Raw genomic sequence first — 23,238 nt, forward strand, 5'->3', positions numbered from 1 at the left:
CTTCCTCTCTATTTATCCTAAAATTTGATTTTTTATTGAACAGTTTCTTTGATGATACCTAGTTCTTTTCCAACTTTTTCATAAACCTTGATCGCGTCATCCAGCATTTCTTTTGTGTGTCCAGCGTTCGGCATATTCCGTACGCGGCCTGTTCCTAATGGTACAGTTGGGTAAACGATTGGTTTCGCATAAACGCCGTTTTCGATCAATTTCTTAGAAAATTCTTGGGCTAATTTTTCATCACCTACAATAACTGGTGTGATTGGTGTTTCTGAATGACCAATATCATAGCCGATCCGTTTCAATTCTGATTTGAAATAGTTGGCATTGTCCCAAAGTGTATCGACATATTCAGGATGTTCTTCAATCAAATCGATCGCTTTGATACAAGCACCTGCAGCTCCCGGTGTTAATGAAGTAGAGAATAAGAACGGACGTGCTTGCGATTTCAACCAAGTGATCAATTGTTTGGTTCCAGCTACATAACCGCCGACAACGCCGATTCCTTTAGACAAGGTTCCCATTTGGAAATCGATATGATCCTGCATCTCAAAATGTTTAACAGTTCCGTGACCGTGTCCCATTACGCCAGTTCCATGTGCATCATCGACATAAGTGATGACATTGTATCTTTCACAGATTTCGACGATTTCAGGAATCTTCGCTACGTCGCCGTCCATTGAGAAGACGCCATCTGTAATGTACATTACTTTGTTGTATTCGCCGCTTTCAGTTGCCGCTTTCGCTTTCGCTTCTAAGTCTTCCATATCTTGGTGGTTGACGCGGATGATTTTCGCACCTGATAAACGACAACCATCAATGATTGATGCATGGTTCAATTCGTCAGATAGGATCGCATCGCCTTTTTTCATGACTGCTGAGATCGCTCCCATGTTGCAGTTAAAGCCTGATTGGAATGCGATGGCTGCTTCTGTACCTTTGAATTCTGCTATTTTTTCTTCTAATTTTTGGTGAATGTCTAAAGTTCCGTTGATTGTCCGAACCGCTCCGGCACCGGCTCCGTAATGTTTCGTTGCTTCCACATCTGCTTCGATCAATTCAGGTCGAGTAGCAAATCCTAGATAGTTGTTAGAAGCCAAGTTGATCATTTTTTTATCATTGACTGTAATGATCGGACCATTACTTCCTTCCAAAATATCGATGGTGTTGAACAATCCTTTTTCTTTTAGATCTTCCAAGTTCGTTTCTAGAAATTGGTCAAGAACTTTTGAACTCATAGCAATTCTCCTCCGTACTAATTATTGTGCAATCAAAAACTGTTATTTTTTGTTCAAAAAATTTGAACAGCTTATTTATTTGGTTGCGCTTTCCTTGTTTACATCCTTAGTCTATCCGCAGTTGATAACGTTTACAACTTTAACACTCGACAATTCTTTGAATTATAATAAAAGTTAGAAACTTTCTAATTGATTTTATTTAATAATCGATTATTTAGTTTTTGGGTTGGCCAATTCGATCCCGCTTTAAACGTAAAAAACTTCAAAACAAAACGCAGCTTTTTCACAATGTTTCGAATTATTGCAGTTCAGCTTTTCTACACGAATTAGAAACGCTTACAAACCAACCGTTAATCCCCACCATTAGCACGCGCTTTTTATCACAATGAAATTTATTTGCGTCAATCAATAACAAAAAAAATAAATATTTTGGCTCCTCTGCGTCTCTAATCATTTTCAAATAAACCGAAAAATCGTTTTCATATAAAAACGCGATTTCATATTTTTTGATTGATTTCATCAAAAAATAAATGAAATTTCTGTAAAAAAGAGCTTTTTGAATCGTCGAGACTCGCTATTCATCTTCATCGCTAATCTGATAATTAATGATCCAGTTCAATCCGATTGAGCGATTTGCTAAACGTTATTTTCAAAGCAAAAATCCTAAACGTCCGATTGATTCGAACGTTTAGGATAGTTACAGGTTTCTATACTATTTTTGATTTAGTCAACAATCAAACCATTTAGCAAGGACTGTCTGCTAATTTGACAGGATAATAATTATTAGTCAAATTTTCTTCTCTTACCAATAATCACTCCGGCCATCCCGATAACTGCGATTCCTAAAAACATCAGGATTGTTGCATTTGTCGTTTCTTCACCGGTTTTTGGAAGAATTTTTCCACTGCTTTCCGGATTATTTTTTGAAACAGTCTCTGCTGCAGAATAATTTTTAGCTTCTGGATAAGCCTTTACTTCATCTGCTTGCTTTCCACCAGTACCAGCTCCGCTATCAGCAGCCAGATTAGTGCCGCCTGCTTGTTTTTCTTCTTTTATATAAACATACGTAATCGTTTGTTCCTTGGCTTGGTATTCTCCCTTCGCATTTTTGGGCGTTTCTTTTATTTTCCAGCCAGAAATTTCTTTACCAGTCGTTTCATACTTATCACCGATTTTTCCGATTTTCTGTTCTGTTGGAGATAGCTCATTTCCTGCTTCATCCGCATATCGTACGTTTATTATTCCTTTATTACTATAAATATAGGTAATTGTTTGCGGCTCAGCGGCATAAATTCCCGTCTTATCTTCAAGCGGTTCCTTCAGCACGTAACCTGCAAACTCTTTCCGCTTAGTGTGGTACTCAGAACCAATAGCGCCATTCAGAATGATCGAGTCGGCTAATTTTTCTCCCGAATCGCTGATATAATTTACGACTACCTGACCAAGTTTCTTCCGATAAATGACCGTAATTTCTTGATCTTGGATTGTGTACAAACCTGTTGTGACACCCTGAACCTCTTTAATCACATAATTTTCTATTTCCTTGTTCAATAGATTTAATGGAATTATACTGCCAGCAGGCTGATCACCAATAAAATCATCAGCTAGCTTTTTCCCTTGTTCATCTTGATAGTGAATCGTTACCTTACTATTCACCACGGGTTCAGCATCTTTTTTATAAATATATGACACTTTAGTGATTCCTTCACTATATTTACCAGCTTCATTGCCTTTAACTTCTTTAAAGGTATATCCTGTTATCTCTTTCTTCGATGTCTGGTATTCTTTTCCAATTTCGTCAATGGTTACTTCGCTATTTTGGATTGGGTGACCGGCTTCGTCTTGATATTCAACAACCAATACTCCTTTAGCTTCGCCATCTCCTTTTTTCGCGTAAATCAGGGTTACTTCCTGATCTTGAGTCAAATACCTGCCGCTAGCATTTCCGACAATTCCTTTTAATACATAGTCATCAAAAGGCTTCACTTCCACTGAGTAATAATCATCAACTGAACCTTTCAGCTCAACATCTGTCGTCAAAGGCGTGCCATCTTCTGTCTGATAATGAACGATTACCTTCCCTTGTTCTGCAGGATTCTTTGTATACACATAAATCACTTTGGTAATTCCATTCGTATACTTTCCTGTCGCCGAGCCAATTATTTCTTTCAATTTGTAGCCAGAAACGTCTTTTTGTACAGTGCTGTACTCACTGCCCACTTCACCCACGGACACCTCATCGCCAAGTAAAGGTTTTCCTGCTTCATCTTGATATTGAGTCAACACGGTTCCTTTTTCTTTGGTTACTTTCGTATAGATCAGGGTAATTTCTTTCGCTTCATCACTAAAGAAACCAGTAATCGAATCCCCATCCTTAACGCCGGCAAATACATAAGCATCAATCTGTTTAATTTGCGCATGGTAGCTGGTGCCTAATGATCCAGTTAATGTTTCATCAGGGCTGATCTGAACCAAATTTTTGTTCTCATCATAAGTCATATAGTGCACGATAACTGGCTCTGATTTTTCCCAAACCGCATATAAGGTTTCATTTCCTTTTGGTATCGTAATAGATTGCCCGACAGTCAAATCTGCATCTGGCTCCTTCGCTGCTTTATCTTTCGACCAGCCAGCAAACTCATAGCCATCGCGAGTCGCTTTCAAATCAACTCCCGCCGGAATGGTTTGGTTTAAATCTTTATAGCCCACTTGGTAATAGGTGGTCGGCTGCGTTTCTTCATAGTAAACTGTTCCATCGTAATTAGAGAGCGGAGTTCCAAAATCAAAAATTCCGCCGTTGCTGTCATATTTGATCCAATCAATCTCAATCGAACCAATATCTGCTGTTGCTGTCCGCGGAAATCCGCGTTGATCCTCATTTACTTCTCGCAAGTTTGTCACTTGATCATCCGCTAGTTTTTCAGGTGCAATTGGAACAGTTGGCAGAACAATCGAGTCGCTCGCGGTTCCAGCTTTGATGTTATTATAGTTATCTACCAATCCAACCGGTGCTGTTCCAAATGCATCCTGCATCGTTACGGAGCTTGCCGTTCCATTATCGTAGCCTAGATTCGTTTCAATATTACCTGCTCCGTCCACTGTAGCATCGGCAACATTCTTTTTGCTGTCATTTCTTGCTTTGTTTCCAGCAAAAAGATTATTGGCATAACGACCTGCAGACAGGTTGGTCAGATATCCTGAACTGCCGATCGCTCCACCATCATAGGCTGCTTCATTTTCGACAAACGTATTATTAACATAATCAACCACCGCTCTTCTTCCCTCTAAAGGACTACCATTTGCATACGTTTGAATTGCGCCACCACTGTTGGCGGAAAAATCTTTTCCTAAAGCTTTATTTTGATAGAAGGTATTGTTTTTAAACATGGCCGCGTTTTTAATAGCTGCATTGGTTTGGATTAACACTGCACCACCATCGTCACCAGCGATATTTCTGACAAATGAATTTCCATCAAACTGGATGTCTGTTCCAACGACTGTATTAAAAAGTGCAATTGCGCCACCATCTGCTAACTTAGTTCCACCGCCTGTCGCGTTCTCGACCGCTTTGTTGCCTTCAAAATAATTATTTTTAAAAATAAACTTAGCCGCAGACCCTGGCTGGAAGAAATAAATCGCGCCACCTTCACCTCCAACATTGCCGGTTCCGACCTGCAGTGTTTGATTGGCGATAAATTTAGAATTGCGGACCTCAAAGTTCGAGTTATAGCCTTTACTAGCAATCGCACCACCAGAATAGCCTGAAGCATTGTTGACATTATTAGAAAATGTACTATTCGTAATCGTTGTATTTCCAGCTGTATAAAAAGCACTGCCATCCTCATTGGATCGGAAATTATTTACGATTGTATTATCCAAAATAAAATCGCCTTTATACCCTGCGACAAATAATGCTCGCGCAGAATTTCCCAACCCTTCTAGGTTGAAATTCTTAAGCTTCAAACTGGAATCGGCCGTTCCGGTCCCAGCACCATACGTAAATAGTTGCTTTCCTGTTGTAGACTGAATAGTTTTGCCATTCCCGTCTACTTCTATTTGATATGGCGATTCAACCAGCGTAATGGTCGCATCAATATCAGATGGGAAAGCTTCTCCTATCGTTATATTTCGATTTTCTGAAGCGTTTTTTACTGCATCTTGCAGCTCATTCACTGTATTCACCGTCACCTCATCTGCCGAAACAGTTTGACCTGCTGCTAAAAACAGAGTCCCAATAAATAAACCAAATAAAACAATCGCCTGATATTTTTTCATTTCAATCATCCTCTCTCAAAAATGCTTTTTGATAGCTTTCCTCTTATTAACTGATGCTAATTATTGATTTCCTTTCCTTATTTCAAAAAGCTCAAAATCTATTTTCCTCGTTCATTGATTCGTTAGAAAATTTGTTCCGGTTTAACTAGTTGATCTGATAGCGCATGATTATGCACCTTAACTCTAACGATAAAACAGTGAGAACAAGCGTCAGTTTTTTCTTTTTTTTTGAGAGAGTTTGACCTCTTAGCAGTTTAAAAACAAAAAAACAGGCCTACTTATAAAAGCAGGTCTGTTATATTTACTATTCCATATTTATGGTAAATCATTTCCAGCTGCGAAGTATACGTCGTACCATTCTTGTTTCGTTAAGGTAACATCGCCGCCTGCCGCACTTTCTTTGATCCGCATCGGATTCATTGTACCTAAGATGACTTGCATATTTGCTGGGTGACGCAGAATCCAAGCAGTCGCGATCGCATTTTTATTGGTATTATATTTTTTCGCTAATTTGTCTAACAAGGCATTCAACTCTGGGAATTTGTCATTATCAACAAAAACCCCCTCGAAGAATCCGTATTGGAATGGTGACCACGCTTGAATCGTCACACCTTTACGACGAGAAAATTCCAACACGCCACCATCATGATCAAATGAACGTGTATCTGTCATGTTCGTGTGCATGCCATAATCAATCATGCCTGTATGCATAATCGAGAACTGCAATTGATTGATCAATAATTTTTGATCCACATGTGATTGTAGTAGCTTAAATTGTTCAGGGTTAAAGTTTGATACACCAAAGTGACGGACTTTTCCGCTGGCTTGTAGGATATCAAAAGCTTCCGCGATTTCTTCTGGTTCCATCAATGGATCAGGGCGATGCAGCAAATAACTGTCTAAATAATCGATCTCCATCCGCTCCAAAATACCATCAACAGAATCCAATAAATGTTGCTTAGAAAAATCATAGCGCTTCTCATCACCAGTGACGATGCCGCCTTTTGATTGAATAAAGAATTTGTCACGAGAGATGCCCGCTTCTTTCATAGCAGCAGCAAAAACCAATTCTGATTTTCCATCTCCGTACATATCTGCTGAATCAATAAAATTGATTTCACTTTCTAAAGCCGCCTCTAAAGCTTCTGCGGCTTTGGTTGGCGTTAGCGCTGCCATTCTCATGATTCCGAGAGCAATTGCGGAAGTTTCCCAATAACTGTTGCCGATTTTTCGTTGTAACATTGTGTCCATCCTCTCTGAAAAACATTTTTTCTTACCTATAGAAGTATAGACTATTTCGATGATAAAAAAAATCCCTAACTCTTGTGAACAGGAATTCCATTTTACTTTCTATTAACTGTTCGGCTGTAGCACATCAAACACTTCGACACTTACCTCAGTATGCTTGATATCAGGTGCAAACCAGATCGCATTCCATTCTGGCAAGCTGCGTTCAAAGCTAGTCCGTTCCTCATAGGCTTCGCGTGAATCATAATAAATATCTAAAACGATATAGACATTGTCACCTTCCACTCGTTGAAACATCTCAATTTTTTGATTCGTGACATCCGATTGAAATTTCGGATTGCTGCCTGATTCAGCAAATTTTTCCATCAACTCCGGCAAATCCTTTTTGGTAGTTCGATAGGTAAATACAACTTTGATCATTGTCATTCTCCTTTTCACCGTCCTCAATTAAATCAATACGAGGATATCATTATATCCTATTATATCTGAATGACTTGACTGCAAAAAATGAAAAGTCCTAACAGCTGCTGCTTGACCCGCCCGACCTTTCTTTCGTATGCTTGTTTTCGAAGGAGGATTCCTCTATGTATTCAATGCTGAAAAAAATCATCACTGAAAAAGATATTTATCGTCAGATTTTACTTTTAGAACAGCTTCTTAATCACTCCCAGCTGACAGCCAAAGAGTTGGCCGGAAAGATCGGTACCACAGAACGAACGATTTTCTCTGATTTGCAGCTGATTCGAAGCTATTTACCGGAGAGTTGGGAAATAGACTCTGACAACAATGGCATTCGTTTGGTTTCGTATGAGCAGTCATTGACCAATGAGCTTTGGGAAGCCTTCTTGCCTCATTCCGTGAGCTTGCAGCTAATCAAGCAACTGTTTTTTAATAAAGAATTGAATGTTCCTCGCTTTCTTGATGACACGGGTGTCTCTTATGAAACCCTCAAACGCCAGCGAACAAAGATCAATCGCCAATTGCAGCCGTTTAATATCAAAATTCGTTTGACCGCGACAAGCGCTTATTTATTAGGAGAGGAAAGTGCTATCCGAATCTTTTATCACCGCTTGTTACTGCCATTTACCCATAACAATTACTTTTTTGAAGATTACTCCATCCACGAAGAGCATTATTTATACTTTTTAACAAAAGAGCTTATAGAGGATCTGGCGGTCGATACAGAACAAATCTTTGGAATCTGCTGGTTTTTTATCAATAGTATTCGCATCAAAGCTGGCTGTCAGATCGATAATTTTACTTTTGAAGCAAACGATCCCTTGTTTACGCTCTATGCTCCGTTTTTAAAAAAACTATACGAAAAGGAAGGCGTGTACCTGCAGGATGAAGAAATCTTTTTCGCCTTTTTCTGCTTTTTGGAAAGCTGGAATTATAATAATCCGCTAGGAAAAGACGTGAATCAGATATTGACCAATGAATATCCCCAGTTGCGTGAAAAAGCGCAACAAACCGTTCAAGAAATCGCCGATGATTTATCACTGCAGGTGTTGCTCCAAACAAATTTACCGATAAATATTCTACTGTTATTATTAAAATATGCAGAATCGCCCACTCTATCGAAACAGTTTCAATTAGAATACCAAGAATTATTAGTTCAGCGAAATCAAGACTATACTATTTTAAGTGAAAAAAGCATCGAGCTTTTCAACAGTCTGCCGCAATTTTCTGCCATTGGCGATACCACCTATTTTGTCAATCTTTTCTCTTTGTTGAGTCAACAGGCGATCTTTACAGTCCAGCCATATACGAGAACCGTTTTCTTTGTTTTTCAAGGAGAGCCTGCCTGGAAAACTTTTCTACAGCAAGAATTGGCTGACCGTTTAGGGAAACGAGTCAATCTCGTTTCCCTAGAGCACTCTCAACTCAAAGATTTGAAGTTTCAAACCGATGATTTGATTGTTTCCAATATTCCGTTGGATTCGCTGCCGGTCCCAGTGAGCTATATTTCGACTATTCCAACAAAAAATGAGCTCAGCCAATTGACTGAACTCACTTCACATTCCTATCTTTAGCCAAAACGGTTAGTCATTTTGGTAACGACTGACCGTTTTTTCTTTTCTTTGAAAAATTCCTTTACTAATTCTCTTCTCGATTTCAACAACGAAGAACAGCAGCAGTGCATTTCCTAAAATGACTAATTGTTGCGTTAAACTAAGTGCCGTTGTACCAATCAGCTGCTGTGCCAGTGGCAAGAAAACAACACCTAATTGAAGGGTGAAGAGGATTCCTAATGAAATAAACAAGAATTTATTTTCAAAAAAGCGGCGATTGATGGCCGGATCAAGTAACTCCCGACAATTAATCATGTAGACCGCCTGTCCTAGAACAATGCTCTGTAGAAGAATCGTCTGCTGCAAAGCCGCACCTTCAAAACGCAGGGACAAGAAGTAGGCAGGGATCATGATCAACAAGGAGACATACAAAATTCTAAAGAAGCTGTAGCCTGATAATATTCCCATCTTCGTGTCTCTTGGTGGACGATTCATCGTATCACGATTCGCCTTTTCAAAGCCCAATGCATAAGACAACGTAATCGTCGTTACCATATTGACCCACAAAATTTGGATGGGCGTTAACGGCAATGGACGATTCATTAGTAAAGCCAAAATCACGATCAGTCCTTGAGCTAACGCGGTTGGTAAAAAGAAATTAATGGTCTTTTGCAAATTATCAAAAATTCTGCGACCTTCTTTAACAGCTTTTACGATTGTGTAAAAGTTATCATCGGCTAATACCATATCGGCCGCCTGTTTACTTACTTCGCTACCTTTGATGCCCATTGCGATACCAATATCGGCCTGTTTTAAAGCTGGCGCATCATTGACCCCGTCACCAGTCATTCCGACGATTTCTTCTTTTTTCTGCAGCGCCGTAACAATTCTCAGCTTATGATCCGGCGTCGTCCGAGCAAATACATCAACCTGTCCAACCACTTCCGTCAATTCCTCATCAGACATCCCGTCAATGTCGGCGCCTTCTAAGATTTTGGATGTATGCTTCAAACCAATTTGTTCACTGATTGCTTGGGCAGTTGCTTTATGATCCCCGGTGATCATTTTAACGGAGATACCTGCTTGTTGTGCCTGTACCACTGCTCGAATAGCGCTCTCTTTCGGCGGATCAATGATTCCCGCCAAACCAGCGAAGGTTAACCCTTCTAGGGACTCATGGGTCAGTTCGGCAGATGAGACTTTTTTGTAGGCAAAGCCTAAAACTCGCTGTCCTTTTCTCGCCAGTTCCAATCCATTTTTTTCCCATTTTGTTTTTTCTTCCGTCGTTATTTCTGCTTTTTCCAGCAACACTTCAGGAGCACCCTTAACAAAAATCACTTGCCCGTCATTCTCATCATGCATCGTCGCCATGTATTTGTAGCTTGAGCTGAAAGGAATTTTCGCTACAACTGGTTTCAATTGCTGCTTTTCTTCCGCTACATAGTTTAACAGAGCCAGTTCTGTTGGATTTCCGTGGATCTCTTCAATTTTCTGATCATCCTGCGTTTTTAACTCCTGACAATTATTCATAATCTCTTTTACTAACGGCAGCTCTTCCGTTACGACCTCTTGAACAGTCATCTCATTTTTCGTCAGCGTTCCTGTTTTATCCGAGCAGATTACCGTCATCGAACCTAATGTTTCAACAGCTGGCATGCCTTTAATGATCGCATTTTCATCCGCCATTTCTTTGACGCCCATCGACAGGATCATCGTCAAGACAGCTGGCAGACCCTCTGGAATCATCGCAACAATCAAAGCAATGCTTGCAGAGAACATCAAGCTCCAATCCATTCCATACCTAAAACTTGTAAAGAAGAGCAGGAAAACAATCAATGCTAGAATTCCTCTAAAGATTTGTTTGTTCAGCTGGTGCATTTTTTTAACCAAGGGTGTTGTTTGGGCTTGAATCGATTGCAGCGCGTGGTTGATTTTTCCGATTTCGGTACTATCTCCCGTCTCCACAACGACGCCTCGGGCAGAACCGGTTTGTACAAGTGTCCCTGAGAAGGCCATATTTACCTGATCGCCAGCCAACGCATCCTGTTCAATTGCCCCGGCAGACTTTTCAACTGCCTCAGATTCTCCAGTCAAAATTGATTCTTCCACAGTTAAGTCATGAACTTCGATCAAACGCAGATCTGCCGGAATGACGTCACCCGCCTTCAAGATTACGACATCGCCTTGGACTAATTCTTCTGAATTCAGCTTAAGCGGCTGGTTCTCATTTAATACGGTGGCTTCTTGCCCCATCATTTGCTTCAAACCATCCAATGATTCTTCCGCCCTGCGCTCCTGCCAGTATCCAACGAAGCCATTGACGATCACTACTAGGAAAATAATGCTGCCCTCTACCGCTTCACCCGTCGCAAATTTCAATAGTGCTGCGACGATCAAGACGATCATTAGCAGATCCGTAAAATGCTTCCCGATTTTGCGCCATAGCTTGACCTGCTCCTTTTCCTCCATTTTATTCGGTCCATTATTTTTTAAACGTGCTTGCCGTTCCTGTTTGGTTAATCCAGTGATTTGTGCTTCGACTTTATTTAAAGTATCTTCAATTGATAATTTATACCACTTCATATGTATTCCTCCATTTCATTCATTTGATACCTTAAGTATACGGAGAAATAACATTTTATAAGGTCGATAATTTCATGGAGGTCTGAAATTATTGCGCTGCACAGCTGACTCATTGCAAAGAAGAAGTTTTTATAGGCATATCATTTGAACGATTTAGCCGCTTTCTAACAATTACTACTGCGAAAAGCAAGACGGACAAAAAAAGCCGCGCCCCAAAAGGAAGCGCAGCTGCTCACAACTGATTTTGATTAGTGTAAAAAGTTTTCCAGATCATCGCCATACTCATCAATTTTCTTAGTAGTAAAAATTGTACCAGCTACTAAAATTCCGCCTACAACAAGTGTACTAGCAACCATAAACTTAAATACTGATTTCATTGTGCTTACCTCCTAAGATTTTTTACTAATGATTATGATTTAACAATAGCACAAGTAATTCAATGTATCTTCTAATATGCTTAGGAGCTTTTCCAAACAAAAAAACCCCGCTGCGATCAGCGAGGTCGAATGTTCATTATTTAGCTAATGAATCTTTTGCTTGGTCAGCTAGTGCAGTGAAAGCAGCTGCGTCGTTAACTGCTAAGTCAGCTAACATTTTGCGGTTGATTTCGATACCGGCAACTTTAAGACCGTGCATTAATTTTGAGTAGCTCAAGCCGTTCATACGAGCTGCAGCGTTGATACGTGCAATCCACAATTTGCGGAAGTCGCGTTTCTTTTGACGACGATCGCGGTATGCGTAGTTGTATGAATTCATTACTTGTTCTTTAGCTGTTTTAAATAGAGTGTGTTTAGAACCGTAGTAACCTTTAGCTAGTTTTAGTGTCTTTTTACGACGTTTACGAGTTACAGTTCCACCTTTAACACGTGCCATGTTTAATTCCTCCTAATAAATAAATCATTGAATTTTTTAAGTTGTAAAGCGGGTTGCGCAATTATTTCATGCGTGCCAATTGTTGGCGGATACGTTTGTAATCGCCTTTAGCTACCATAGACGCTTTACGTAATTGACGACGTTGTTTTTTTGTTTTACCGTGGAAACGGTGACTTGTAAATGCGCGGAAACGTTTTAAACCGCCGTTACCTGTGCGTTTTACACGTTTTGCTAAACCGCGATGTGTTTTTTGTTTTGGCATGACTAAAATTCCTCCTACTTTTCATTTCGCATACTCTTTAACCAGAGTCAAAGAAGCATTCTCAAAATTATTGCTAGTCTTTCTTCTCTTTCGGTGCAAGCACTAAGAACATGCTACGTCCGTCCATCTTCGCTTTTTGTTCCACTGTCGCGATATCGGCAGTTTCTTCAGCTAAGCGATCAAGAACTTTTTGACCAATATCTTTGTGGGTAATGGCACGGCCCTTGAAACGGATCGAAGCTTTGACTTTGTCGCCTTTTTCCAAGAATTTACGTGCATTACGAAGTTTTGTATTAAAATCGTTCACGTCGATTGTTGGGCTCAAACGAACTTCTTTAACGTTGATCACTTTTTGTTTCTTACGTGCTTCACGTTCTTTTTTCTGTTGTTCGAAACGATATTTTCCATAGTCCATAATACGCGCTACGGGTGGTTTCGCACCAGGAGCTACTAGGACTACATCAAGGTTTGCTTGTTCAGCAATTTTTAGGGCTTCTACTTTTGACTTAACACCTAATTGTTCGCCGTCTTGTCCGATCAAACGTACTTCACGTGCACGAATGCCGTCGTTAACCATCATATCCTTTGCTATGGTCATTCACCTCCAAATTTTTTGAGAGAAAAAAAGCGAATAAAAAAACGAGTTCTTTACGAACCCGCACGTAGTCTGACTCATCAAAACGATTCGTCATTAACTATCTAGCCCAGCGAGATGTTCGCGTAAGGCGAGAAGCGGGTGCTTCTGCTTTCATTTCTCAACTCTACTAGTATACAAGGTGTTTTCCAGATTGTCAACCTCTTTCTCTCTATTTCTACTCGTTTTCAGAAACTTTCTGTTGAGTTTTCTTTGGTTTGTGTGCTAACCTATAGATGGATGCCATTTTACGTTTTGCTACAACAGCAAAGAATACATAGCTTGAACACCCAAATACATAAAAAAAGGAAGTGATAGGATGGAACAATCCTTCTTTAAAGAATTGATTCATTACAACAAACCAAAGGAATCACCCGCTCGCTTGATCGTTGCCGGACTTTGTATGATCAGCGTTTTATTCACCGGCTATTTATCCCACCAGCTTGCAATCTCTAGCTTCGGCTCTATCGGTATTTTCACCTTTCTCTATTATCAAAGACTTCCGTTAAAACAAATGATGTCACGTTTAACAATAGTAGGTACTTTTTTGACTGCCGCCAATTTCCTTGGAATGCTCTCGACTCATGTCTCTTGGACCGCTCCGATCGTAGTCGCTAGTGTTGGTTTTTTAGGACGTTTTTTCTTCCGACTCTACGGCATCGCAAAACCGGGACCTTTTTTTATTGTCATGGTCACCGCAATGGGTGTCAGCTCGAATGTACCCCTGGCTAAAATCCCCGTCATGAGCGGTTACTTTTTCATTGGCGTATTGTTCTCCTTGGTCGGTGCTTTTATTATGCATTTCATAGAAAAGGCCCCTCTTCCTTTAGGAGAAGAAAACAAAACACTAAAGGAACGAATTAATGAAGACCCCGCAGTAGTCATTGACAGTCTCTTATACAGCGGAATTCTATTTTTTGCAGTCTATCTAAGCATGGGGTTACAATTAAAAAATCCTTACTGGCTTGTTGTCTCTTGTGCCGCTATTTTACAAGGCGATAATTTGCGTGCGATGGCGCATCGGAATGTTCAACGCATCTTCGGTACAATCATTGGTTTAGCAATTGCCGCATTTCTGCTCAATTTGCCTTTATCCATTTTTGAAAACCTACTAATAATCACCGCCTTATTTGTAACGGTAGAATATTTTGTAAAACGTAATTATGCGATTGCCCAATTCTTTAGCACGCCGATGTCACTGATGCTTTCCATGTTAGTGAAGCAGCAATATCTTTATACGTTGATCCAATTTCGCTTTCTCGGCATTGTGATCGGAAGCTTGTTAGGATTGCTTGCAGCTTGGATGATGAGTACCAGCTTGGACTTTTATAACCGAAAATTCCATGCGAATTAAATACCGCGATCAGAAAACCGAGTGACCTCACTCGGTTTTTGCTATAATGAGGTCATGAAAAATGAAGGAGGCTCTTCTATGTACCGATTGATTGCTTGCGATTTGGATGAGACACTGTTGGACAAAGGTCGGCATGTTTCAAAAAGAACGCAAGAAACAATAAAAATGGCCGAAGCGCAAGGCCTAGTATTCGCTCCGGCGACTGGTCGCGGATTTTATTCAATTAAACAAACACTAGAGGAATTGGACGCAGCAGACAAAGCCAAGCATTATATGATCGGCTTTAATGGCGGTGTGGTGGTAGAAAATCAAGGTCCCACAATCATCAAAGACTTTCCGATGGATTACGAGATTTTAGCTCGTTTGTTTGAATTCGCTTCAAACTATGAGGTAGCAATTCACCTTTATACCTTTGAGCAAACCTACGTCTATCACAGCAACCCTGACGAGGATGCGTATTTGACCACGATCCCACATGAAAAACGACTGGATGATGACATAAGTTTTTTGAAGGACCAGACCTGCTACAAAGCGTTGTTCCAAAATTTGGATCGCAGCTATTTGGAAAAATTAGAACAAGAGCTGCCCGCTGATCTTCATGACGCATTAGAAATCAGCTACTCCTCTAATCGTTACATCGAATTTAATCCCAAAGGTGTCGATAAAGGAGCCGCTTTGCGGACATTGGCTGATCATTTAAGTATTCCTATAGAAGAAACGATCGCCATTGGAGATAACACAAACGACCTAGCAATGATCCACGCAGCCGAATTAGGCATCGCTGTGGCGAATGCCGTACCCGCTGTAAAAGAAGCAGCACAGCATACAACGATTGCCGATCATGAGCAAAGTGCTGTAGCAGAAGTCATTGAAACTTTTATACTATAAATAATGGCAAAAAAAGCGAAACGATCAGCAAAAGATCGTTTCGCTTTTAGCGTATTCTGCGCCACAAAATCAAGATCAACCACACGGATAATCCAAGACTGATAACTAAGGTAATCACCCAGCCTATTTCAGAATGAGTAAAGGGCAGCGGCATATTCATCCCGAAAAAGCCAGTCACAATTGTCGGAATCGTCAACAACAACGACCAAATCGTCAAAATTTTCATCGTATCATTCAAGTTGTTGTTCAACAAATTATTGTACGTGCCGGATAGCTGATCCAAAATCTCACTGGATAATTTCGTCATCTCTACCGCCTGCTTGGCCTCGATCAACGCATCATCCAACTCTTCTTTTTCCTTATCTGTAAAGCTTGAAAAAATCGCTTGAACCTTCACCTGTTCTAAAAGAACCGCATTTTGCTTCGTAGCAGTCACTAAGTATACGAGCCCTATTTCCAAATCAGACAATGCCAATAAATTTTTATTCGTTGTTTTTTCTCGCAATTTCTTGTTCAACTGAATCCGTTGACTATCTACTTCTTCGACTAATGGAAAGTAATAATCCGAAATCAGAAACAATGTATGAAACAGCAAACTCGCTGTACTTTGATTCGATTCATTCGCCAATAAATTCTCAATAATATTCTCGACGTAAGCCGTCCGCTCGTTCACAAAAGAGAAGAAATAATGATCCTTCAAAATGAACGCCATTGGACTCGTTTCATAATGATTATCCTTTTTCAACAAGTTAGGTACATTGAAAATCAGCAGCAACGCTTTTTCCATCGGATCATATTCCACTCGTGCCCGTTCATTATCATCCAGCGCATAGGTCAGCATCTCATCGCTAATAGAAAAATCTTCTCGTAATTTCTTTACTTCATGGGATTGCGTACTATCCACATTGATCCATGAACACATCTCTTGATTAAATGTTTGTCTGCTGTCCATTAGAATCCTCCTGGTCTAGATCATTCTAATCCAGTATATCAAAAAACAGCCCTTTGGTAATTCAATGCTGCCCAAATATAAGAGAAAAACAGCAACGAATCACTTCGTTCCTGCTCCCCTCGTCTCTATCTATCCCTTCACACCACCAGCAGTAATGCCTTCAACATAATATTTCTGCATCACCATGAACAAAAGCGTGATCGGAATCGCGATAATTACACAGCCCGCTGTAAAAGGCATAAACCACTGATTGATCTTGTCCGGCTGCAGCATCGTAAATAGACCAATCGCAACAGTGTATTTCTGTTTTTGCTGCCCTAAAATTACTTGAGCAAAAATGAAATCCATCCAAGGTATCATGAATGTCATCAATGCCGTGTACACGATGATCGGCTTAGATAAGGGCAAGGTGATTTTAAAGAAAATATCTTTTTTCGTAGCACCATCGATCATCGCAGATTCATCCAACGAATAAGGAATCGTATCGAAAAAGCCCTTCGCAATATAAAAACCAAGTGCAGCGCCAGCAGAATAGACAATTACCAGCGCAATTAACGTGCCATCCAACTCCATCGCTTTTAAAATATAATACACAGCAATCATACTCATGAACCCAGGAAACATATTTAAAACCAATGCTAGTTTTAAAAAACGATTGCGAAACTTAAATTTGATCCGCGAAACAGAGTAGGCAATCGCCACTGTAATAAATGTTGAAATGAGACACGTAGCGATCGCTACAATCAACGTATTAAAGAACCAACGCATAAATGGATAGGAGTTATTACCGAATAGCATTTTGTAATTTTCTAATGTGAAGGTTTTGGGGATAATGTAATTAACCGACATAGCCCCTTCTCCGCGAAAACTAGTCAGGACAACCCATAAAATCGGAAACAACCAAATCACCGAAAGAATGATTAGCAAAACATAGACAAATGCCAGCGTGCGCTGTTTTTGCTTTTTCATTATTGCAATCCCCCTTCAAAAGATTTCGAGCGAGTGTACGCTAACAAACTAAAAATGGCGCTCAATACAAAGATGATGATCCCGATTACACTAGCCAAATTGTAATCACTAGCGACGACCGTCAATTTATAGAGCCAGGTTACTAACAAATCCGTATCCCCAGCCTGATAAAGAGCTGAGTTATTGGGTCCACCACCTGTCAGTAGATAAATGACATTAAAATTATTGATATTGCCAATAAATTGCTGGATTAAATTCGGTGTCATGATCAGTAAAATCTGCGGAAATGTAATGGAGCGGAAAATTTGGAACTTGCTTGCTCCATCGATTTCTGCCGCTTCGATCTGTTCAGTCGGCAGGTTCATAATAATTCCTGTCGCTATCAACATCGTCACCGGAATCCCTACCCACATATTGACAAAAATAATTGAAAATTTCGCCCAGGTACCGTCACTTAAAAACGGCAAGGCATTAGAGATGAATCCCCATCTTTCTAACAGAGCATTCAACGGGCCCCAGTCAGCCAATAAATTACGCATAATCAATAAAGAGACAAATTGCGGCACCGCCATGGTAATCACAAAAATCGTCCGAAAAATCTTTTTCCCGCGCAATCCTTTTGTATTGATCAATAGCGCTAACAAAATCCCAAAGAAGAAATTTGTCGCTGTGGCTACAACCGCCCAGATCATTGTCCAAGACAATAAGGGCATGAACGTATCTGCCATGCGTCCTGTTAACACATTGCTGAAATTTGCTAAGCCAACCCAATCAAACAAATGCCCAGGAGGCAAATGATTGTGATCGTAATTCGTAAAGGCAATCCCTATCATGTACACCAAAGGTAAGATCGTAAACAGCAGAACACCGATCAACGGAATAATCATCAATGTCATATGGAAACGACCGTTAGATAGTGTTTTCAGATCTTCTTTAAAACTCGGGATCTTTTTATGCGCCTTATTCAACACAAATAGCTTACGCGTACTCTTCAAGCTGCACCAATATACATAGAAAAAGATGCCGCAGAAAATGATCGCTGCTAACCCATAGATCATCAGCAGCATGGAATTATCGCCTTCTACAGAAACCTTCATTCGGATTCCATCGATTGTCTGCCATTGCATCCCTTGAGTATTCGTTCCTAATGTGATTAAGCCAATAATCCCTGGAACAATCTGATAAATACATGCAACAATAAATGCTATTTCAGCCAGTAAGAATAAAAGCCCTTTAAAAATTTGCTTGTTTAACAAATTGCTCAATCCCATAACCACAAAGGATAGCTTTGTTTTGAGGTCACCTTCTTTGAACACTCGTTTCATCGAAATTTCTTCGCCGTAGCTCTCGGCTATTTCCATCGACAAAACCTCCCTTTTCAGAAATGATTTTTTAGTAAGTAAAAACGATTTCGGAGCAAAAAGGATACTTCTTGCCCCGATAATCATTCATGTCTATTTTTCGCCAGAGATATCCTTCACTAGCTGGTCCAGTTTCGCTTGGTATTGATCGGGTTTGATTTTCCCATTATAGGTATCACTCAATACAGCCGCAGATGATGTCCAGAAATTAGTCATTTCAGGAATCTTCGGCATAACCACAGAGTAATCCGATCCGCTCATCGTCACTACAGCTTTGGCCAACTCATCATTTGCCACATAATCTGCTTGTTGAATTTTTGTGTTGGTTGGAACAATATTTCTTGTTTCATCTTTAAACTGCGCTTCTTGAACTGCTTCACTAGATAAATAAGAAGCCAGCTTATAATCAGCAGCGATTTTTTTCGAATCACCATCAGCCGGGGCTTGGTTTACTGCATAAAGCTTCACACCTAAGAAGGCTTTTTGTTGAACTTCATTATCGCCAATCGTGATTTTTGGATAGACAGCAATTCCTAAATTGTCTTTTCCAATGGCCTCTGTGGCTTTCTCTTTATCCCATGGGCCGGATTCGAACGCGGCAATCTTTTCGTTCTCGAATTGCGAAATATAATCATCCCCTACATTTACAAATCCAGGATTGTCTTTCTGATTCGCGATCCATTGAAGAACGGAAACACCTGCAGGATTGTTCCAATCCGTACCCTTCACATCTTCTCCGTTATCACCAAATAGCTTATCGCCCACCGACATGAATAATGGTCCAATTTTATAAGCATCCACAGCCTTCAAATTCGCACCAAATGTCGCATCTTTCGTGATGTTCTCATAGGATTTTACTTGGTCCTCATTCAACATTTTTTTATTGTAGTAAAGAACTTGTGATTCAACACCGTATGGGAACGCATACACTTTATCTTTGTAAGTAGCTCCCACTAACGCTGTCTCAGATTGTTCTGCTTTGATCTCATCTGCGTATTTTTCAGGAATTTCTTGGATCACTCCTGAGTCCACTAATTGGCCTAATTGATCATGTGGCAGAGCAAAAACATCTGCAGCAGAGGAAGGATCCTTTTTCACGTTTTCCTGCGCCTTAGCATCTTCTGTTTCGACAACCTTTACACTAATATCTGGATTTTCTTTTTCAAAATCCTTTAACACATTGGTGTAGAATTTTTTTGAATCAGTAGTGACCCATAATGTGATATCTGTTTTATCGGATGAACCAGAGGCTTTCTTTTCATCTGATCCTGATCCACACGCGGCCAACGTTAAGGCAGCTGCTCCTAACACAACTCCAGACAGTACATATTTTTTCAACTTGCTTTTCATTTCGCTTCCTCCTGCGTAGTTTGATTTTTTGCTACAGGCTACATTATGCAACCGATTGCGTTTAATTGCAATAGAAAGCGCTTATTTTTTTGAATTTTTCTTAAATTAATTTATTCGAAAATAAAAATAGCAGCATCTTTTTGTAATTATAAAATCGCCAAAGAAACAACAGAACACTAATAAATAAGCCGATAATATCGATATACCAATCCTAATTTTATCGCTACAGATAATTATTTAATTCATTTAAAAAAAGTTTTATATATTGCAACCGATTGCACAATATGTCATACTTGCACCACAATAATTTACCAAAAAGGAGTATTAGAATGGTTGAACTGAATCTAAAGCACATCCACAAAAAATATCCGAACAATGATGCTTACTCTGTAAAAGACTTTAATCTTGAAATCAAAAATCGCGAATTTATCGTTTTTGTCGGACCCTCTGGGTGCGGGAAGTCTACCACGCTTCGAATGATCGCTGGGCTAGAAGATATTACTGAGGGAGAGTTTGACATTGACGGTGTCAGAATGAACGATACGCCCCCTAAAGATCGTGATATTGCGATGGTTTTTCAAAACTATGCCTTATATCCTCATATGACAGTATTTGAAAATATGGCTTTTGGTTTGAAATTACGAAAATATCCAAAAAATGAAATCAAACAACGGGTTGAAGAAGCGGCAAAAATCTTAGGATTAACAGAGCTTTTAGACCGAAAACCAGCGGATATGTCAGGCGGGCAACGTCAACGAGTCGCTATGGGAAGAGCAATCGTTCGTGATGCGAAGGTCTTTTTGATGGATGAACCCTTGTCAAATTTAGATGCAAAGCTACGAGTTCAAATGCGAGCGGAGATCGCAAAAATCCATCAAAATCTAGGTGCTACCACCATTTATGTAACCCACGATCAGACTGAAGCAATGACGCTAGCTGATCGTATTGTAATCATGAATGCGGGGGTTATTCAGCAAGTCGGCTCCCCGCAGGAGTTATACAATAAACCGGCAAACAAATTTGTTGCCGGCTTTATGGGCAGTCCTGCTATGAACTTCTTCGAGGTTACGTTCAAAACTGGACGCATCTCAAACCATAAGGGATTGGACTTGCCTCTGCCAGAGGGACAAGCGAAGACGCTCTCTGAAAAAGGATATGAAGGAAAGACACTGACTTTTGGTATTCGACCAGAGGATATCACAGCTGAAGAAGTCGCTTTAGAAGCTTACGAAGATTCAGTCGTCTCAGCCACTGTTGTCGTCAGTGAGCTGCTTGGATACGAATCCATGCTTTACTCAACAATTGGCGATACTGAATTTATCTCAAAAGTAGATGCCCGCGATTTTCACAATCCCGGCGAACACATTGAGCTTGCCTTTAATTTAAACAAAGCTCGCTTTTTCGATTCTGAAACAGAAGAAGCGATTGATTAGCAACGGAGGTTTTTATGAACACAGCAGCAATTTACCATCGCACCGAAAGCGAATACGCCTATTTATATACCAACGAGTTAATGCATCTGCGCTTGCGAACCGCTCGCGCAGACTGTAAACAGGTCTCCTTAGTTCATGGAGATCCCTATGAGTTAGACAAAAAGCGTTGGTATCGCCAACCTACGGTGATGAGGAAAACACTCTCTACCGACCTATACGATTATTGGGAGGTGGATATCACCGCCCCTCATCGCCGTTTAAGCTACGGATTTATTGTCACGGGCTACGATGAGACAACTGTTTTCTTTACTGAACACGGGGTTTTCCCTGTCGAGGAAGACTACTTGTTAATGGCGAATAATTATTTCCGAATGCCCTTTTTTCATGAAGTTGACCGCTTCAAGGCGCCTCAATGGGTAAAGGAAACTGTTTGGTATCAAATATTCCCAGAACGTTTTGCCAATGGCGATCCTTCAAATGACCCAGAAGGTGTTCTCCCTTGGGGCAGCAAAGAATACCCTGACAGACAGGATTTTTATGGCGGGGATTTGCAAGGAGTCATCGATCATTTAGATTATTTAAGTGAACTCGGAATCAATGGGATCTATTTCTGCCCGATCTTCACTGCTCCTACCAATCACAAATACGATACTACCGACTACTTAGAAATTGATCCCGCATTTGGAAACAAAGAACTCTTCCGCAAGCTCGTCGAGGAATGTCATCGTCGTGGCATCCGAATCATGTTGGACGCGGTTTTTAATCATATGGGCGACACTTCCCCGCAATGGCGCGATGTTCTTGAAAAAGGTGAAGACTCTCGTTTCAAAGATTGGTTCCATATCCATTCATTTCCTGTTCATTATACAAAAACGGATGATTTTGAAGTGGCTGAAAATATGAATTACGATACCTTCGCCTTTACGCCCCACATGCCGAAGTTAAACACCGCCAACAAAGAAGTGCAGGAATACATTTTGACCATCGCAAAGTATTGGATTCAAGAGTTCGATATTGACGCATGGCGTTTGGATGTTGCCAACGAAGTGGATCACCAACTATGGAAAAAATTTGCAGCAGCCTGTCACGAATTGAAAGATGATTTTTACCTATTAGGCGAAATTTGGCACAGCTCTCAACCTTGGCTGCAAGGGGATGAATTTACAGGTGTAATGAATTATGCTTTTACTGAATCAATTACGAATTATTTCTTGGAAAGAAAGATTCCACTAGATAAATTGGTTAGCAACCTGAATGAGCAATTGACACTTTACCGCAAACAGACAAATCAGATGATGCTGAATACGATTGATAGCCACGACACACCGCGCTTATTGACATTAGCTAGCGGCAACAAAGACCTGATGAAACAAGTCCTAGCCTTTCTCTATCTTCAGCAAGGAATTCCTTGTCTTTATTATGGAGATGAAATTGGTTTGGATGGCGGGATGGATCCAGATTGTCGAAAATGTATGATTTGGGAACCTGAGAAACAAGATTTACAACTTTTATCATTTGTAAAACAGTTGATCGCCTTTCGTCGAGAAAATCAATTCACGCTTTGTGAAGGAACACTTGAGTGGCAGAAGATTGATACAACCACAGGGACGCTGATTTTTTCACGAGATATCCCTGATGAACGCATTATCGGGATTTTCAACACCGGAGATCATTCTATCTTCGAGTATTCAACCGGCGAAGCCTTGATGCTGCATCTAGCAAACATCACAGATGAGGGAATCACAATTGAGCCAAACGGCTTTGTCATTTTAAAAAATTAGCAAATCATTGTTTTATAGGAGGTTG

Annotated in this window: 18 protein-coding genes and 1 other annotated feature; of the genes, 5 read left to right on the plus strand and 13 right to left on the minus strand. The window is 40.3% G+C overall.

Translation table 11 applies throughout. From position 1 onward, the window contains the following. Positions 1–32: 32 nt before the first annotated feature. From E6139_RS04485 to E6139_RS04500, 4 genes are all read right to left on the minus strand, one after another. Positions 33–1,238, minus strand: coding sequence for a glycine C-acetyltransferase (locus E6139_RS04485; RefSeq protein ID WP_316401860.1), 1,206 nt, complete (start codon positions 1,236–1,238; stop codon positions 33–35). 783 nt (positions 1,239–2,021) lie between these two features. Beyond that, positions 2,022–5,513 (minus strand): MucBP domain-containing protein, encoded by a 3,492-nt coding sequence (locus tag E6139_RS04490; protein WP_316401861.1) that lies wholly within the window; start codon positions 5,511–5,513, stop codon positions 2,022–2,024. A 315-nt stretch (positions 5,514–5,828) separates the two neighbouring features. After that, the gene (locus E6139_RS04495) at positions 5,829–6,755 is read right to left on the minus strand and encodes an aldo/keto reductase (protein ID WP_316401862.1); all 927 of its coding nucleotides are present in this window, start codon (positions 6,753–6,755) and stop codon (positions 5,829–5,831) included. Positions 6,756–6,866: 111 nt separating this feature from the next. Beyond that, entirely contained in the window at positions 6,867–7,181 is a 315-nt protein-coding gene (locus E6139_RS04500) for a hypothetical protein (RefSeq protein ID WP_316401863.1), read from the minus strand. A 164-nt stretch (positions 7,182–7,345) separates the two neighbouring features. Here E6139_RS04500 and E6139_RS04505 point away from each other — a divergent pair, with 164 nt between their 5' ends. After that, complete coding sequence (locus E6139_RS04505; RefSeq protein ID WP_316401864.1) at positions 7,346–8,794, plus strand: helix-turn-helix domain-containing protein; 1,449 nt, start codon at positions 7,346–7,348, stop codon at positions 8,792–8,794. A gap of 9 nt (positions 8,795–8,803) precedes the next feature. On the opposite strand, the gene E6139_RS04510 is transcribed toward E6139_RS04505, so the two are convergent. From E6139_RS04510 to infC, 5 genes are all read right to left on the minus strand, one after another. Beyond that, on the minus strand, positions 8,804–11,356 hold the full coding sequence (locus E6139_RS04510) for an HAD-IC family P-type ATPase (RefSeq protein ID WP_316401865.1): 2,553 nt from the start codon (positions 11,354–11,356) through the stop codon (positions 8,804–8,806). A gap of 248 nt (positions 11,357–11,604) precedes the next feature. Beyond that, positions 11,605–11,733: a hypothetical protein gene (locus tag E6139_RS04515; RefSeq protein ID WP_316401866.1), complete on the minus strand. Its 129-nt coding sequence runs from the start codon at positions 11,731–11,733 to the stop codon at positions 11,605–11,607. Positions 11,734–11,869: 136 nt separating this feature from the next. Beyond that, on the minus strand, positions 11,870–12,229 hold the full coding sequence (gene rplT / locus E6139_RS04520) for a 50S ribosomal protein L20 (RefSeq protein ID WP_010747118.1): 360 nt from the start codon (positions 12,227–12,229) through the stop codon (positions 11,870–11,872). 61 nt (positions 12,230–12,290) lie between these two features. After that, a complete protein-coding gene (gene rpmI, locus E6139_RS04525; protein ID WP_316401867.1) occupies positions 12,291–12,491 on the minus strand; it encodes a 50S ribosomal protein L35 in 201 nt (66 codons plus the stop codon). A 73-nt stretch (positions 12,492–12,564) separates the two neighbouring features. Then, on the minus strand, positions 12,565–13,089 hold the full coding sequence (gene infC, locus E6139_RS04530) for a translation initiation factor IF-3 (RefSeq protein WP_010747120.1): 525 nt from the start codon (positions 13,087–13,089) through the stop codon (positions 12,565–12,567). A 27-nt stretch (positions 13,090–13,116) separates the two neighbouring features. Next, positions 13,117–13,245 (minus strand) — a sequence feature (ribosomal protein L20 leader region). A 199-nt stretch (positions 13,246–13,444) separates the two neighbouring features. Between infC and E6139_RS04535 the strand changes: the two genes are divergently transcribed. Together E6139_RS04535 and E6139_RS04540 are read left to right on the plus strand one after the other, a co-directional pair. Continuing rightward, positions 13,445–14,479, plus strand: a complete 1,035-nt coding sequence (locus E6139_RS04535) for an FUSC family protein (protein ID WP_316401868.1) — start codon at positions 13,445–13,447, stop codon at positions 14,477–14,479. A 78-nt stretch (positions 14,480–14,557) separates the two neighbouring features. Further along, complete coding sequence (locus E6139_RS04540) at positions 14,558–15,367, plus strand: Cof-type HAD-IIB family hydrolase (RefSeq protein ID WP_316401869.1); 810 nt, start codon at positions 14,558–14,560, stop codon at positions 15,365–15,367. A gap of 46 nt (positions 15,368–15,413) precedes the next feature. Here E6139_RS04540 and E6139_RS04545 read toward each other — a convergent pair whose 3' ends face one another. The 4 genes from E6139_RS04545 to E6139_RS04560 form a co-directional block, all read right to left on the minus strand. Beyond that, positions 15,414–16,319 carry a magnesium transporter CorA family protein gene (locus E6139_RS04545; protein WP_316401870.1) on the minus strand — a complete coding sequence of 302 codons (906 nt, stop codon included), beginning with the start codon at positions 16,317–16,319 and terminating at the stop codon, positions 15,414–15,416. Between the two features lie 129 nt (positions 16,320–16,448). Beyond that, entirely contained in the window at positions 16,449–17,288 is an 840-nt protein-coding gene (locus tag E6139_RS04550) for a sugar ABC transporter permease (protein WP_316401871.1), read from the minus strand. After that, complete coding sequence (locus E6139_RS04555; RefSeq protein ID WP_410470512.1) at positions 17,288–18,613, minus strand: carbohydrate ABC transporter permease; 1,326 nt, start codon at positions 18,611–18,613, stop codon at positions 17,288–17,290. The genes E6139_RS04550 and E6139_RS04555 overlap by 1 nt, the downstream gene beginning before the upstream one ends. A gap of 129 nt (positions 18,614–18,742) precedes the next feature. Next, positions 18,743–19,999: an extracellular solute-binding protein gene (locus E6139_RS04560; RefSeq protein WP_316401873.1), complete on the minus strand. Its 1,257-nt coding sequence runs from the start codon at positions 19,997–19,999 to the stop codon at positions 18,743–18,745. A gap of 329 nt (positions 20,000–20,328) precedes the next feature. Between E6139_RS04560 and E6139_RS04565 the strand changes: the two genes are divergently transcribed. Together E6139_RS04565 and E6139_RS04570 are read left to right on the plus strand one after the other, a co-directional pair. After that, the gene (locus E6139_RS04565) at positions 20,329–21,432 is read left to right on the plus strand and encodes a sn-glycerol-3-phosphate ABC transporter ATP-binding protein UgpC (protein ID WP_316401874.1); all 1,104 of its coding nucleotides are present in this window, start codon (positions 20,329–20,331) and stop codon (positions 21,430–21,432) included. Positions 21,433–21,446: 14 nt separating this feature from the next. Beyond that, the gene (locus tag E6139_RS04570) at positions 21,447–23,213 is read left to right on the plus strand and encodes a glycoside hydrolase family 13 protein (RefSeq protein WP_316401875.1); all 1,767 of its coding nucleotides are present in this window, start codon (positions 21,447–21,449) and stop codon (positions 23,211–23,213) included. Positions 23,214–23,238 lie beyond the last annotated feature (25 nt).

The sequence above is a fragment of the Enterococcus sp. genome, assembly GCF_032555305.1.
In the GTDB taxonomy this organism is placed as follows: Bacteria; Bacillota; Bacilli; order Lactobacillales; family Enterococcaceae; genus Enterococcus_A.